The following is a 14,626-nucleotide window of genomic DNA, read 5'->3' on the forward strand; positions in this document are numbered from 1 at the left end:
AAGAATAATGTAGTTCGTGTCTTGGAAAATTATTGCCCAGGATTTCATGGTATGATCGAATCGTCGTCCCTCCTTTCTCCCGTAGATTTGGAAAACCAATTTGGATTAACCGAAGGAAATTTGAATCATGGTGAAATGACATTGGATCAATTTATGTTTATGCGTCCTACAATCAGTTCAGCACAATATAAATCGCCCATAGAAAACCTATATCTTTGCGGACCGGGCACCCATCCCGGCGGTGGACTTCATGGTACAAATGGGTTTAATGCGGCACGGGAAATGTTGAAATGACAACCTTCAAAAAAACAGCTGAAACTTTACCTAAAGGCGCACACACTTTGGATCGGGATTATTACGTAAATCCGGAAATTCTCAAAAAAGAGTATGAAAACCTTTTCCTAAATAATTGGATTTGTGCGGGAAGATCATTGGACTTGGCCAAAAATGGCCAATACAAAGTGATCAATGTTGATACGGAAAGCGTCATTGTTCTGCGGGACAAGAATGGAGATTTGAAAGCCCACTTTAATGTTTGCAGACATCGTGGAACTCGTATTTGTAAAAATGAAACCGGCCAATTTTCTAAATCCATCCAATGTGGTTATCACGGTTGGACTTATGATTTGAAGGGGAAACTAATCGGCGCCCCACATATGGATGCGGTTGATGGATTTAATAAAAAAGATTACCCACTTCATTCCGTTGCTTTGGCGGAATGGGAAGGATTTATTTTTATCAATTTATCTGACGAACCGAAAAATTTCGATTCTGTTTTTGCCCCTTTAAAAGATCGCTTCAACCCATGGAATATCTCTGATTTGGTCGTGAAGGAAACAAAAGAATATATAGTTAAAGGTAACTGGAAACTGGTGATCCAAAATTATTGTGAATGCTACCACTGCCCCATTCTACACCCTGAACTAGCTGCTATTCACAATTATATGGGTGGCCAAAATGATCTTCACGAAGGTCCTTTCCTTGGCGGTTACATGGATTTTTATGATGATAAAGACAGTATCACCGCCAGCGGTGAAATGTGTTGCCCGCCTTTGGATGGTGTTAAAAATAAAAACTTAAACCGGGTTTATTATTATGCCATCTCCCCCAATATGCTATTGAGTCTTCATCCTGAATATGTTATGTATCATACGGTTTGGCCAGATGGCGTAGATAAATGCAAGGTTACCTGCTCATGGTTATTTGCAAAAGATGTGGTTGACTCCGGAAAATTTAATACAAAAGATGCCATCGATTTTTGGGATATGACCAATAAGCAAGACTGGTATATTTCTGAATTATCCCAATTGGGCATTCAGTCTAAAAAATATTCACCGGCACCTTATTCCGGTCAGGAGAGTTTATTGGCAGCGTTTGATAAATATTATTTGAGTGAACTAAACTCAGAAAATTAATTTATTATAATTGGGTAACTTGAATTTCCCTTTATTTCAATTCTGCTAAAAGGGACTCAAAAGGAATATCGTGGATTGGTGAACAGCGTTCCCTTTTTTGTTATTTCACCCTATAAATCCTAATCCAAGATAAAATGCCATTGCAATACCGCCAGCAATTAAGGTGTATGGTAATTGCGTTTTTACGTGGTCAATATGATCACAGGCGCTCCCCAAAGATGAAAGGACGGTTGTGTCTGATAATGGTGAGCAATGATCTCCAAATACTCCACCGCCAGCAATTGCGGCAAAGGTACCATAAATAAGAGTATTTACTTCACCGCCGGTAAATTGAAACGCCAATGGCATGGCAATGGGAATCATGATGGCATAAGTCCCCCAAGATGTTCCGGTAGAAAAACTAATGAATCCTGCCAGAAGAAAAGTAATCATGGGAAGCAAATTTGGCAGTAGCCATGCCTCGGTTAATTCAACAACATACTCGGCTGTTTTTAATTCGCGACTAACAGTATTGATACAGAATGCCAGTGCTAGAATAATAACAGCCGGCATAACCCCCTTCATTCCTGCCATAACCGTTTTCATTACCCCTTGTAGATTATCTATTTTTTGGATCATCATGGTGATAGCAAAAAGGGTACACACGGTAAGATAGCTTTGTAAAATAGCGATTTTCCCAAAAATAATAAAACTTGTCAGGTTGATACCCACAACCAGCGCAATTGGAAGAATGAAATTTAAAAAGATATTGGGTTTTCCCGTAGTTGATACTTCCAAGCTTGTGAGTTCTTTTCCCATCATGGGTATGGCGCCATCCCTTAAAACTTTCCCATCATTTTTTGCCCGATCTTCTGCCGTTTTCATAGGACCAAAATCAGGAATTAAATTCATAGCCAATAGACCCACCATGCCAATGGCTAAAAATGAATAAAAATTAAAAGGAATACTCTGTATATAAAGATCCATTGCAATTGTTTTATCTGCCACAGGCCCAATACCCACAATTAATCCTACCATATAAACCGCCCACCCTGTAAATGGAATGAGAACAATCATTGGGGCAGAAGTGGAATCACAAATGTAGGCCAATTTTTCCCGTGATATTTTATATTTGTCCGTGAGTGTTCGCATAACTGGTCCAACAAACAATGGGCTAAAATAATCACTGAAAAATATTGTAATCCCTAATCCCCAGCCCAAACCACCTACCTGCCTTCGGGTGCGAACCCAACTACCTACTTTTTCTGTAAACAGTTTGATAGCACCGGACCGTTGGAAAAAAGCCACAAGAATTCCAATATTAAATTCTAATAATGTAACCCAAATAAAATCTTTTGAAGCCAAAGCACGAATGAGAAAATCAGGAAAACCTGCAATCCCTTCTCCTAATAATAACACACCTACGAAGCAAGCTACCAATAGGCTTACAACTGCATCTCGGGTGATGAAGGCCAAGATCACAGCCAATAAAGGCGGAATGACAGATATCCAGGTTAATTCCATTTAGTTATTACTTTCTTTGCTTTTTACCAGTTAAAACTCTGGTCATAAATTGGCCATTTTTTCTCAATATAATAACACAAAAAGTGTTCACTCTATATAAATTCACAGTCTGTTTTTCGCCAAACATTTTAAAATTCTAAACAGCAAGAAATAATTTCCTATGTGCCCAGATATTACTCAGAACTTTTCAAGAAGACATATTGGACCAAGTTTGGAAGAACAAAAACTAATGTTAGCCGAATTGGGTTTTAAATCCATTGAGGCTCTCATTGAGAAAACGCTTCCTGAGTCGATTCGAACCAATTCCAGCCTGAATATTGGTCCAGGACTGAATGAGTTTACCCTTCTCAAAACAATAAAAGAAATTGCATCAAAAAATACCGTTGCGCGATCTTATATCGGTATGGGGTATTATGGCACTATCACCCCGCCCGTTATTCAGAGAAATATTTTAGAGAATCCCGGTTGGTATACTGCCTATACGCCTTATCAAGCAGAAATTTCTCAGGGACGATTAGAGGCGCTTTTAAATTTTCAAACCATGGTAACGGACATGACCGGCATGGATATAGCCAACGCCTCTCTTCTGGATGAAGCAACTGCAGCGGCCGAAGCAATGCTTTTACTTCTTAGGTCAAGTAAAAAAGGGAATCGGTTTTTGGTGGCTGATGATTGTCATCCCCAAACTATTGATGTATTAAAAACACGAGCAACACCAATTGGAATCGAATTAACAATTCAATCTTCCGATAATTTTGAATTTAAAAACGACGTTTTTGGCGCCTTAATCCAATATCCCGCGACAGATGGAAAAGTCACGAATTATAATGATATTTGTAAAAATGCCCATGACAATGGTGCCTTTATTGTTGTTGCGACTGATTTACTGAGCCTTGCCATCCTTCCTTCCGCTAATGACATCGGCGCTGATGTGGCCATTGGCAGTTCCCAGCGCTTTGGCGTACCCATGGGATTTGGGGGACCACACGCTGCCTTTATTGCAACAAAAGAAGCATTCAAAAGAAAATTGCCTGGTAGGATTATAGGCGTTTCTGTAGATAGCCATGGCAATCGCGCCCTGCGCATGGCGCTCCAAACAAGGGAACAACATATCCGGCGGGACCGGGCCACCTCTAATATTTGTACCGCCCAAGTGCTATTAGCTGTTATGGCTGGTATGTATGCTGTTTACCATGGATCAGAGGGTATTCGGGCTATCGCCAATCGCATTCATCGAAAAACGAAGGAATTGGCTACAGTCCTTTCAGATGCCGGACATATTATTATTCATGACCAATTTTTTGATACAATTCGCATTCGCTTAAACAACATTTCGGCAAATGATCTTCGGATAAAAGCAGATGACCGAAATATCAATTTTCGTTATTTCGAAAATGGAGATGTTGGTATATCGCTGGATGAAACAGTTTCACCCGGTGATTTGGGTGATATTCTTTCTATTTTCAGTGCAGAAACAGTGGATCGCAGTAATGGGTTCAACTTAACAAATACAAGGTCATCAGAATACCTGACTCATGATGTATTCACCGCTTATCACACTGAGACAGAAATGATGCGCTACCTCCATCGATTGGAGGTCAAAGACCTTACACTTAATACGAGTATGATATCATTAGGATCATGCACAATGAAACTCAACGCCGCCGCAGAAATGATGCCCATCACCTGGCCCGAGTTCGCATTCCTCCATCCATTCGCTCCGGCGAATCAAACCAAAGGATATAAAGAATTAAGTGACTCTCTTGCCGATTGGCTTATGGATATCACCGGTTTACAAGGATGTTCCTTGCAACCCAACTCCGGAGCCCAAGGGGAATTCGCTGGTTTGTTGGTTATTCGCACTTATCACCTTGACCGTGGAGATAAACAACGGAACATTTGTTTGATTCCTGCTTCGGCCCATGGAACCAATCCTGCCAGTGCCGTCATGTGCGGTATGGATGTGGTGGTGGTCAAGTGTGATGATGAGGGTAACATTGATGTTGCTGATCTGAAATCAAAAACTGAAAAGTATCATAACTCGCTGGCCGCTATTATGGTTACATATCCATCAACACATGGTGTATTTGAAGAAGCGATTGGGGAAGTCTGTGAAATCGTTCACCAGCACGGCGGACAAGTTTATCTGGATGGTGCCAATTTAAATGCCATGGTTGGGCTTGCCCGTCTAGGTGAATTCGGCGCCGATGTATGTCACATAAATCTGCATAAAACTTTTGCCATTCCACATGGCGGTGGCGGCCCGGGCATGGGGCCCATTTGTGTCGCTGAACACTTAATTCCATTTTTACCGGGGCACCCTATTTTAAATAATGATGAAAAAGCTATCCATGCTGTTTCGGCTGCACCTTTCGGTAGCGCAGGCATTCTACCCATATCCTGGGCATATATTTCACTACTTGGCAATGATGGGCTCAAGTCATCTACAGAAGTGGCGATTTTAAATGCCAATTATATGGCTCATCGGTTACAGGATCATTTCCCGATTTTATACCGGGGAACCAACGGTTACTCTGCCCATGAATTCATAATGGATCTTCGTCCACTGAAAAAAGAATCAGGCATTTCTGATGAAGATGTGGCCAAGCGTTTGATCGATTATGGATTCCATGCTCCCACCATGTCTTTTCCTGTCCCTGGAACGCTTATGGTTGAACCTACGGAAAGTGAAGCTAAATCTGAATTAGACCGATTTTGTGATGCCATGATTTCTATCAAAAATGAAATTAATGATGTGGCCAATGGGAAATCTGACGCCAATGATAACCCCTTAATTAATGCGCCCCACACCGCCATGCAGGTTACTTCTGATGATTGGAAACATTCCTATTCACGGGAGCAAGCTGCTTATCCTGCGCCATGGTTAAAAAACCATAAATACTGGCCAACAGTGGGTCGTGTGGATAACGCTTTTGGCGACCGTAACCTGATTTGTACTTGTCCATTAATTGAGGAATATGAACAAAGTTAAATCACTTATATTTTTCGGTTTGATTACGGCTTCTACCTTTGCTCAATCAACTTATTTTTTAGTCTTCTCATGGGATAATGGTAGAATTGAATTCAAGGAGATAGAATCGGTTAATGTATCGGTGAAACACCGAACACCAAAATATATATCAGATCAATTTTTATATGTAGAACTTAGTCAAGATGGAAGGCCCGTTTATTGGACAGCCATCCATGATCCGCGAAAAGTTCACGCTGAGTTTCCCAACCCTGATGGTACACTTTCACGTCAGGATGCAATCTTACTATCTGCTGATTTTTTTATAAGAGTCCCTGCGAATTTTGACGCTGATAAGATTCGTTTTCTTAAACCATCTCCCGGTAGAAGGCAGCGCCTTGAGCTCGATGTACCGTTATCAGAACAAACTGTGCTTTATACTATTGGGGAAATCCCGATTAATTTGACGGCCAAACTATGACGCGAATTTTCATCCTTTGTTTCACGGCATCAATCCTGTTTGGGCAGCGATTTCCCGTAACAATATTTCAAGAACTTGGGCCAAGGAGCAGACAGATTAATGTGGTCTTTTTAGCTGAAGGTTATCGAGAAAGTGAGATGGCAAAATTTCGTACTGATGTCCAAGCTGCCACTACTGCCCTTTTTAATATTTCCCCCTATAAAGAGTATAAATCATTCTTCAATGTTTATGGCGTTGAGGTTGTTTCCAACCAATCGGGAACAAACCATCCCAAATCTGCTAGTGATTGCCCAACCAATTCTGAAATTTTTGAAGCGGATACCTATTTCAACAGTACTTTTGATCGGGCAAATATTCATCGTCTTTTGGTTATCACCAGTTCCGGGAAAGCCAATAGTGTATTGCGGAATACAGTCCCCAACTGGGATATTGGGTTCGTTATTGTGAACCATACCATGTATGGGGGTTCCGGTGGTACTTGGGCTGTTTTCTCAACTAATTCATCTGCCCCACAAATTGCAATTCATGAAGCGGGGCACGCATTTGCAAATCTTGCCGATGAGTATGATTATGGTAGTGGCGGGCATGAAGCGCCCAATGCTACTGCAATTACGAACCGAACTAGTATTAAATGGAATAATTGGATCAAGGAAAGCACACCCATTCCTACTCCTGAGACCAATGTCTATAATGATGTTGTGGGCTTATTCGAGGGTGCGGTATATGAAACCAACGATTGGTACCGACCTAAACTAAATTGCATGATGAAATCATTGGGGCATGGATTCTGTGAAGTATGCACAGAGCAAACTATCCTTACTATTTACGATCTGGTGGCACCTTATAATTATTATTATCCTCAGTCGGGTGCATTAGAGATCTCTCATAGTTACCAGGGATTGTTTGAAGTAGATGGACGACAACTTTCTCCCAACACTATTAATTTGAATTGGTATCTTGATTCAACTCTCGTTGCGGAGAATGTAGCCAATTATACAGTGCGCGGTGCAGAATTATCCGAAGGTGCCCATGCGCTCATTGTAAGAGTAACAGATTCCACTGCAATGGTTCGCTCGGATCCGAATAATAATCGTACAGGGCAGGTGGTCTGGGAATTGAATGTAGGCCCATCTTTAAGTATTGATGGTAATTCTACTGTCCCAAATCAAATTGAATTGCATCCAAATTATCCCAACCCATTTAATCCATCAACTAGACTGTCATTTAGTTTACCCGAGATAACACCTGCAACACTTTTAGTTTTGGATATAAATGGAAGGGTTATTGATACCCTTTTGAATGGCACAATTCACGCCGGGACGCACACGATCTATTGGAATGCCAAAGATAAAGCTGCGGGTGTTTACTTTTTTCAACTAGAGACACCATATGGAATTCAAACCCAAAAGGGTATTTTGTTAAAATAGCAGTCCCGCTATTTAGAAATAGATTCGCTTTATTTTTTCCAATATGCTAATTATTTTATCTCCATCCAAAACACAAGATTTCACTTCTATTTCAGGAGTTGAATCGTCAATTCCAAGAAATATTGAAAAAGCAAATTATTTAAACGCTTTACTTAAAAAGTTTGATAAACCCAAATTATCAAAGCTTATGTCTTTAAGTAACAAATTGTGTGAATTGTCCTATACTAACATCCAACAATTTCAAGAGCAGAATGCTTCAGCGGTTTCTAAACAGGCTATTTTTGCATATACTGGTGAAGTATTTAATAAAATTTCTCCACCTTCTTTTTCTAAAGAGGAGTTATCCTATTCACAATCCTCTATACGTATTTTATCGGGATTATATGGAGTCCTAAAACCATTAGATTTAATTCAACCTTACCGATTAAAAATGGCAGAAAAATTAATTACAAAAGAGGGTTCCCGTTTGGTTGATTATTGGAAAGAGTATATCACAAATATGCTTAACCTAGATGAAAGTGAATTCATTGTTAATTTAGCTTCTAAAGAATATGTGAATTCAATTCATATAAACAAATTAAAAGCAAAATTCATATCAATTCATTTTAATGAAAAAAAGGAAAATGAATATAAAGTGATTGGGGTTTTTGCAAAACAAGCTCGAGGAATGATGGTTCGTTTTATTGTTAAAAACAAGATTTCTAACCCCAAATTATTGAAAAATTTTAACCGAAATGAATATGAATTCAACTCATCCCTTTCAACCAAATCGGATTGGGTATTTACTAGAGATTAACTAGCAATTTTTCATGCTCTTCCATCAATTCTAAATATTCATTCTCCATGACTGACATTGTCTCCATGACTTTTTGGAGTAATTCATAATTATCCCCATTTGCTGGGTCTTGGGTTATGATTCGCTGATCTTTTAATGCTTTTTCAATAATTTTAAATCTTTTATCGATCCATGCCAATCGGTTCCGAGTTTTCTTTCTTTCTTTATAATCGGACTTTCCTTTAGACTCGCTTTTTAATTTTGGTGCGCTTCCATCTGCCGATCGTTCTTCCCGATTTTTCCATTCGTAATAATCGTAATTCCCTTCAAACATCCGGATATCACCGCCACCTACTTCGCAGGTAAGATTGGTAACATTATTTAAAAAATGTCGATCATGAGAAATACACACGATAGAGCCGGTAAACTGGATCAAAGCGCTTTCTACCACATTCCGTGTTATCATATCTAAATGGTTTGTGGGCTCATCCAATAGCAATAAATGGGACGGTTCCACCAACATCCGCGCCAAAGCCACCCGCGCTTTTTCACCGCCGGAAAGAACCTTCACATATTTTTCTATCTCATCTCCTGAAAACATGAAACTGCCCAAGTAATTCCGAATTTCTGTTTCGCTCCAGCCGGGGCTCACTTTTTGAATTGATTCAAATACGGTGTCGTCTGGATCCAACGTTTCCAATTGATGTTGGGCATAATAGGCGCTATTTACCCTACTCCCAATTCGGACCGCCCCCGATGTCACCGATTCCACGCCAGCTAACATTTTTAATAAAGTGGATTTTCCAGCTCCGTTGTGGCCCACCAATCCGATTTTCTGGCCCCGTTCTACTACCATATTCATCTCATTGAATACTTTGATATCGCTATAATTTTTGGTCACATTTCGGCAGGATGCCACGTTTAACGGGGATCGTCCAGGTTGGGGCAATTTCAAATTCATAGCAAGGTTCTGCTCTGTGGGAGCTTCAATCTTTTCCATCTTATCTAGCATTTTTATTCTGCTCTGCACTTGAGTCGCCTTGGTGTTTTTTGAACGAAACCGTTCGATAAATCGTTCCGTATCCTTGATCTCCTTCTGCTGGTTTCGGTAAGCATTCCGATGCTGCTCTATGCGAAGTGCTTTCTCTTCAGTGTATTTTGTATAATTCCCTGTAAAAAGCGTGACTTTTTTCAAATCTATTTCAAGGATGTGATTCACCGATCGATCCAGGAATAACCTATCATGACTAATCATTATCATGCCCCCTTTCCAGTCCGCCAAAAAAGTTTCCAGCCATATAGTGGCTTCCAAATCCAAGTGGTTAGTAGGTTCATCTAAAAATAAGATATCAGGTTCTTGAAGCAGAATCGATGCCAACGCAACACGCATCCGCCAACCTCCAGAAAAAACATCCATTGGCTCCCTTAGTTTATCATCGGAAAAACCAAGGCCGCTCAATATCTTTTTTGCTTTCTCTTCCAATGTCCAACCGCCCAAAGCTTCAAATCGGTTTTGGGCCTCACCCAATTGATTTCCCAAATCAATATTTTCATGATTTTTAGATAGTGCTTCAGATAATTTTATAATTTTCCCTTCTAACTCCCGTACTTCCGGATAGGCTGCCAACACTTCTTCCAAAATGGAACGCCCGGATCCGGCCACAATATCTTGAGCCAAATAACCAATAGTAATGAATTTATCTTTCTGTACATTTCCGGAGTCCGGTGTTTCTTTCCCCAGCATAATTCGGAGCAGTGTCGTTTTACCGGCACCATTAGGGCCCACCAATCCTGCGCGCATACCCCGTTTCAAGAAAATATTTACATTATTAAATAGGTCGCCATCTGGGAAGACTTTAGACAGGTTTTCGAGGCGAATCATATGATTTTTAAAACGTGAATAATTAAAGCGTATTTAGAAAAAAGAGTCATATTGAATTACATAATTACGATTAAAATAATTACAGTTGTACATCAACAACTGCGCCATGATTCAGAGTCAGTCTTACAGGATGAATAGTATTAATCAATTCTGGCCCACCTTCCATTCGGATCTGAATATAATTATCCGTATGTCCAAAAAGTTTCCCATTTTTCATATTTTCTATTAAGACTGGGCGCGTTGATTCCAGAAATTGATCATGAAAATATCGCCGTTTTTTATCAGACAAAATATGTAGCATTTTGCTTCGCTCCGCCCGGTTCACTTTTGACACAATTTCACCCATGTCAATAGCATCTGTATTCGGTCGTTCGGAATAAGTGAAAACGTGAAGATAGGAAATATCTAATTCATTTAAAAAATTGTATGTGTCCATAAAATCATCATCAGATTCACCCGGAAAACCAACAATTACGTCCACACCAATACAGCAATCTGGTATTATTGATTTTATTTTGGTAATGCGCTCTTCATATAAATCCCGTTTATATCTTCGGCGCATTGCGCTTAAAATTTTGTCTGATCCAGATTGTAGTGGCACATGGAAATGGGGCATAAACTTTTGAGATGATGCGCAAAATTCGATAATCTCATTTGTCAATAAATTGGGCTCAATGGATGAAATTCGGAATCGGTCAATACCGTTCAAATTATCTAATTGCTGAATAAGGTTAAATAATGTCTCGTCCGAACCTTTTCCAAAATCGCCAATATTCACGCCGGTGAGCACAATCTCCCGGGCATCCGTCGTCGCCACTTCTGTAGCGGTTTTTATTGTATTTTTAATGGTATCACTACGACTCTTACCACGCGCCAATGGAATAGTACAAAATGAGCACGTATAATCACAGCCGTCTTGAACTTTCAAAAATGAACGCGTTCGTTCACTGGAGGAATAAGACGGAGTGAATTTGTGAACATGATCAATTTCGGATTGAATCACTTGAGTGCCTCCATTGAGATCCATGCTATTTAAATGACTCAATAGATTGAATTTTTCTTCCGCGCCTAGTACAATGTCCACACCATCAATTGATGCACTATCGTTGGGCTTGAGTTGGGCGTAACATCCAATCACCACAACAGACGAATCGGGATTCCGGCGCTTAACCTGACGAATGAGTTTCCGGGCTTCCTTGTCCGCATTTTCTGTAACCGAACATGTGTTCAAGACGTAAATATCTGCTTTGTCCCGGTAATCGACCTTTTCAAATCCGTGGCGAATAAAATCTCGAGAAATGGTAGCCGTCTCAGAGAAGTTCAGTTTGCATCCCATTGTATGGAACGCGACGCGTTTGGTTGGTGTACTCATTTTGAAAGTGTTTAAGTGTGTTAAAGTGTTCGAGTGTTTAAGTGTTCTCAATACTTTAGCACATAAACAAGATTACACTTTAATATGTAAATTTTTCGGGACGGAAATTACAATAAAAAATGTTTTCCCCCATCCTATGCCTTCCGTACTTTTTTCCATGGACTCAAAAGATAAAATCAACGAACTCCGCCAAAAAATCGACAACCTTGATGATCAAATGCTGGATCTTTTGGTTCAGCGATTTTCCGTGTCTAAAGAGATTGGTGAAATTAAAGCATCATCTGGCATCAATGTTAGTGACCCAAACCGCGAACAAGATATCATAGATCGCCTTGCGGATAAACTTGAAGGCAAATTGGATAAAGATGACATTTCTGCAATTTTTGGTCCCGTTTACCACATTTCAAAAAAATTGCAGAAAAAGTAAATTAAGGTTGGTTCTAGGTCTATCCTGTCCTTAATATTCCCACTCATGATTGACATGAACACAAATAATTATTACAGCTGGTACTGGTTTTTTAACCACAAAGGGGTTTCATAGTCCCAGGATTACCTGTACATGCTGACTATGCTTAAACCCCGATAATTTCGGGGTTTTTTTTTGCTAAAAATGGATAAAACACAACTTACATACGATGAATTTCAAGATTTGGTTTCCCAGGGATGCGGAACCATTCCCGTGTATAAACGAATCTTGGCGGATTTGCTGACGCCGGTTGCGGCGTGGGTACATCTATCCAAAAAAGCGGATTATGCATTTTTGCTGGAATCAGTGGAAAAAGGAGACCAATATGCGAGATATTCTTATGTGGGTGTCAATCCGCAAAAAATATTCATACATAAAGATGGCAATACAAGCATCACTGAAAATGGAACAACAACCCACCTGGATACGCCCTTTCTCGATTTGCTCCGAGAAACCCAATCCCAATATAATATGATGAAGCTTCCGGGGATTCCTTCTTTCACGGGTGGATTGGTAGGCTACCTTGGTTATGAAACCATCGCTTGGGTAGAAGATATTCCAACTCATGCCAATTCTTCCTTGGATGTGCCCGATGCAGTTTTTATGCTTTTTGAAGATATGATTGCCTTTGACCATTTGAAAGGATCTGCGCTGGTGATTTCCAATGTTAATCTCGATTCAAATCGCAATTTAAAAGAACAATTTGATGATGCCCATTTACGGGTGGATGCCATTGGGGAATCGCTCCATTCCAACGTGGATTACCAAACACCGATTCGTGTAGAAAAAAGTAAAGTATCATCCAATTTTAATCAAGATACATTTGAATCTGCTGTGTTAAAAGCCAAAGAGCATATTGTGGATGGTGACATTTTTCAGCTCGTTTTGAGTCAGCGGTTTGAACGACAAACATCTGTAGAACCAACCACACTTTATCGAGCACTACGGACGATCAATCCATCTCCCTACATGTTTCATTTAAAGATAAAAGATTTTGATATTATTGGCGCATCCCCTGAACTATTGGTGAAAGTTGAAGATGGCACGGTAGAAATTCGGCCTATCGCCGGCACACGTCAACGCGGTGAAACAGACGCGGAAGATAAAGCCTTGGCAGATGATCTCATTAATGATGAAAAAGAATGTGCCGAACATTTGATGCTTCTAGACTTAGGCCGGAATGATGTGGGGCGCGTTTCCGAATATGGCTCCGTTACGATTCCTGAAAATATGGTAATTGAAAATTATTCCCATGTGATGCATATTGTTTCTGATGTGAAAGGAAAATTGGCAAAAGATAAAGATCCCTTCGATGCGCTTATGAGCGGCTTCCCTGCTGGGACAGTCACGGGGGCCCCAAAGATTCGTTCCATGGAAATTATTCATGAATTAGAACCGGATCGCAGAGACATTTATTCCGGTGCCGTTGGATTTTTTGATTTCACGGGGAATGTGAATACGTGCATAACCATTCGAACTATGATTATGAAAAATGATACAGTTCATTTTCAATCGGGAGCCGGAATTGTGCATGATTCAGATCCCACCAAAGAATTTGAAGAAACGGTGAATAAGGCAAAGGCTATAATGGCGGCCATTGATTTTGCAGAAAATGGGTTGGTTGAAGTTCAACCTTTCGAAGGTTTAAAACCTTCGCAAGGTTTTCCAAGAATGGTGAAATGATACTAGTCATTGACAATTACGATTCATTTACCTACAACTTGGTGCAATACATCGGTGCCATTAATCCCGATGTAAAAGTGGTCCGTAATGACCAGTTTGAATTGAATGAAATTGAGAATTGGAATCCATCTCATATTGTGATTTCACCCGGCCCGGGCCGCCCGGAAAATTCTGGGCACTCCCTAAATGTTATTCATAAATATGGTCACACAATTCCAATACTTGGAGTTTGTTTGGGGCATCAAGCTATTACAGTCGCCTATGGTGGAACAGTAATCCATTCGTCTGAAATAGTCCATGGTAAAACTGCAAAGATTCAACATAATGGTTCAGCATTATTTAAAGGCATAGACGATTCATTTATGGCAACTCGATATCATTCATTGGTGGCAGAACGGGGTAGCTTGCCGAAAGAATTAAAAATTACAGCGGAACTTGAAAATGGACTCATCATGGGAATTGAACACGAAACGCATCCAGTTTATGGAGTTCAGTTTCATCCTGAATCCATTGCAACAGAAAATGGTAAGCAGATAATTCAAAACTTTTTGAATATTAGAACCACGAAACACACGGAATACACTAAATGAAAATTATAAAAACCATTTTAATGTATTCTATAAAAACCAAAAAAGAATTCAAAAATGACTGAAT

At 40.0% G+C, this 14,626-nt stretch carries 12 protein-coding genes; 9 read left to right on the top strand and 3 right to left on the bottom strand.

From position 1 onward, the window contains the following. Together HN459_01050 and HN459_01055 are read left to right on the top strand one after the other, a co-directional pair. Window positions 1–294 (top strand): NAD(P)/FAD-dependent oxidoreductase (locus HN459_01050; protein MBT3478029.1); only part of this gene is annotated, 294 nt, incomplete at its 5' end. Further along, window positions 291–1,415, top strand: a complete 1,125-nt coding sequence (locus tag HN459_01055) for an aromatic ring-hydroxylating dioxygenase subunit alpha (protein MBT3478030.1) — start codon at window positions 291–293, stop codon at window positions 1,413–1,415. The genes HN459_01050 and HN459_01055, both read left to right, overlap by 4 nt. 105 nt (window positions 1,416–1,520) lie before the next feature. Here HN459_01055 and HN459_01060 read toward each other — a convergent pair whose 3' ends face one another. Continuing rightward, entirely contained in the window at window positions 1,521–2,918 is a 1,398-nt protein-coding gene (locus tag HN459_01060) for a transporter (GenBank protein MBT3478031.1), read from the bottom strand. Between the two features lie 160 nt (window positions 2,919–3,078). Here HN459_01060 and gcvP point away from each other — a divergent pair, with 160 nt between their 5' ends. From gcvP to HN459_01080, 4 genes are read left to right on the top strand one after another with little or no spacing between them, the layout of a single operon-like run. Next, window positions 3,079–5,910 (top strand): aminomethyl-transferring glycine dehydrogenase, encoded by a 2,832-nt coding sequence (gene gcvP / locus HN459_01065; protein MBT3478032.1) that lies wholly within the window; start codon window positions 3,079–3,081, stop codon window positions 5,908–5,910. Then, window positions 5,897–6,367, top strand: a complete 471-nt coding sequence (locus tag HN459_01070; GenBank protein MBT3478033.1) for a hypothetical protein — start codon at window positions 5,897–5,899, stop codon at window positions 6,365–6,367. Before gcvP ends, HN459_01070 begins: the two co-directional genes overlap by 14 nt. Further along, entirely contained in the window at window positions 6,364–7,794 is a 1,431-nt protein-coding gene (locus tag HN459_01075) for a T9SS type A sorting domain-containing protein (GenBank protein MBT3478034.1), read from the top strand. The genes HN459_01070 and HN459_01075 overlap by 4 nt, the downstream gene beginning before the upstream one ends. Window positions 7,795–7,837: 43 nt before the next feature. Continuing rightward, on the top strand, window positions 7,838–8,590 hold the full coding sequence (locus HN459_01080; protein ID MBT3478035.1) for a YaaA family protein: 753 nt from the start codon (window positions 7,838–7,840) through the stop codon (window positions 8,588–8,590). On the opposite strand, the gene HN459_01085 is transcribed toward HN459_01080, so the two are convergent. Next, complete coding sequence (locus tag HN459_01085) at window positions 8,580–10,451, bottom strand: ABC-F family ATP-binding cassette domain-containing protein (protein ID MBT3478036.1); 1,872 nt, start codon at window positions 10,449–10,451, stop codon at window positions 8,580–8,582. The two genes, HN459_01080 and HN459_01085, sit on opposite strands and share 11 nt — an antisense overlap. A gap of 79 nt (window positions 10,452–10,530) precedes the next feature. Next, entirely contained in the window at window positions 10,531–11,823 is a 1,293-nt protein-coding gene (gene mtaB / locus HN459_01090; protein MBT3478037.1) for a tRNA (N(6)-L-threonylcarbamoyladenosine(37)-C(2))-methylthiotransferase MtaB, read from the bottom strand. Window positions 11,824–11,959: 136 nt separating this feature from the next. Here mtaB and HN459_01095 point away from each other — a divergent pair, with 136 nt between their 5' ends. The 3 genes from HN459_01095 to HN459_01105 all read left to right on the top strand — a co-directional run bounded on the left by HN459_01095 (window position 11,960) and on the right by HN459_01105 (window position 14,562). Next, window positions 11,960–12,250, top strand: coding sequence for a chorismate mutase (locus tag HN459_01095; protein ID MBT3478038.1), 291 nt, complete (start codon window positions 11,960–11,962; stop codon window positions 12,248–12,250). A gap of 183 nt (window positions 12,251–12,433) precedes the next feature. Then, the gene (trpE, locus tag HN459_01100) at window positions 12,434–13,972 is read left to right on the top strand and encodes an anthranilate synthase component I (protein ID MBT3478039.1); all 1,539 of its coding nucleotides are present in this window, start codon (window positions 12,434–12,436) and stop codon (window positions 13,970–13,972) included. Continuing rightward, window positions 13,969–14,562, top strand: a complete 594-nt coding sequence (locus tag HN459_01105) for an aminodeoxychorismate/anthranilate synthase component II (protein ID MBT3478040.1) — start codon at window positions 13,969–13,971, stop codon at window positions 14,560–14,562. Before trpE ends, HN459_01105 begins: the two co-directional genes overlap by 4 nt. The last annotated feature ends 64 nt before the right edge of the window (window positions 14,563–14,626 follow it).

The sequence above is a fragment of the Candidatus Neomarinimicrobiota bacterium genome, assembly GCA_018647265.1.
GTDB lineage: Bacteria > Fidelibacterota > Marinisomatia > Marinisomatales > TCS55 > TCS55.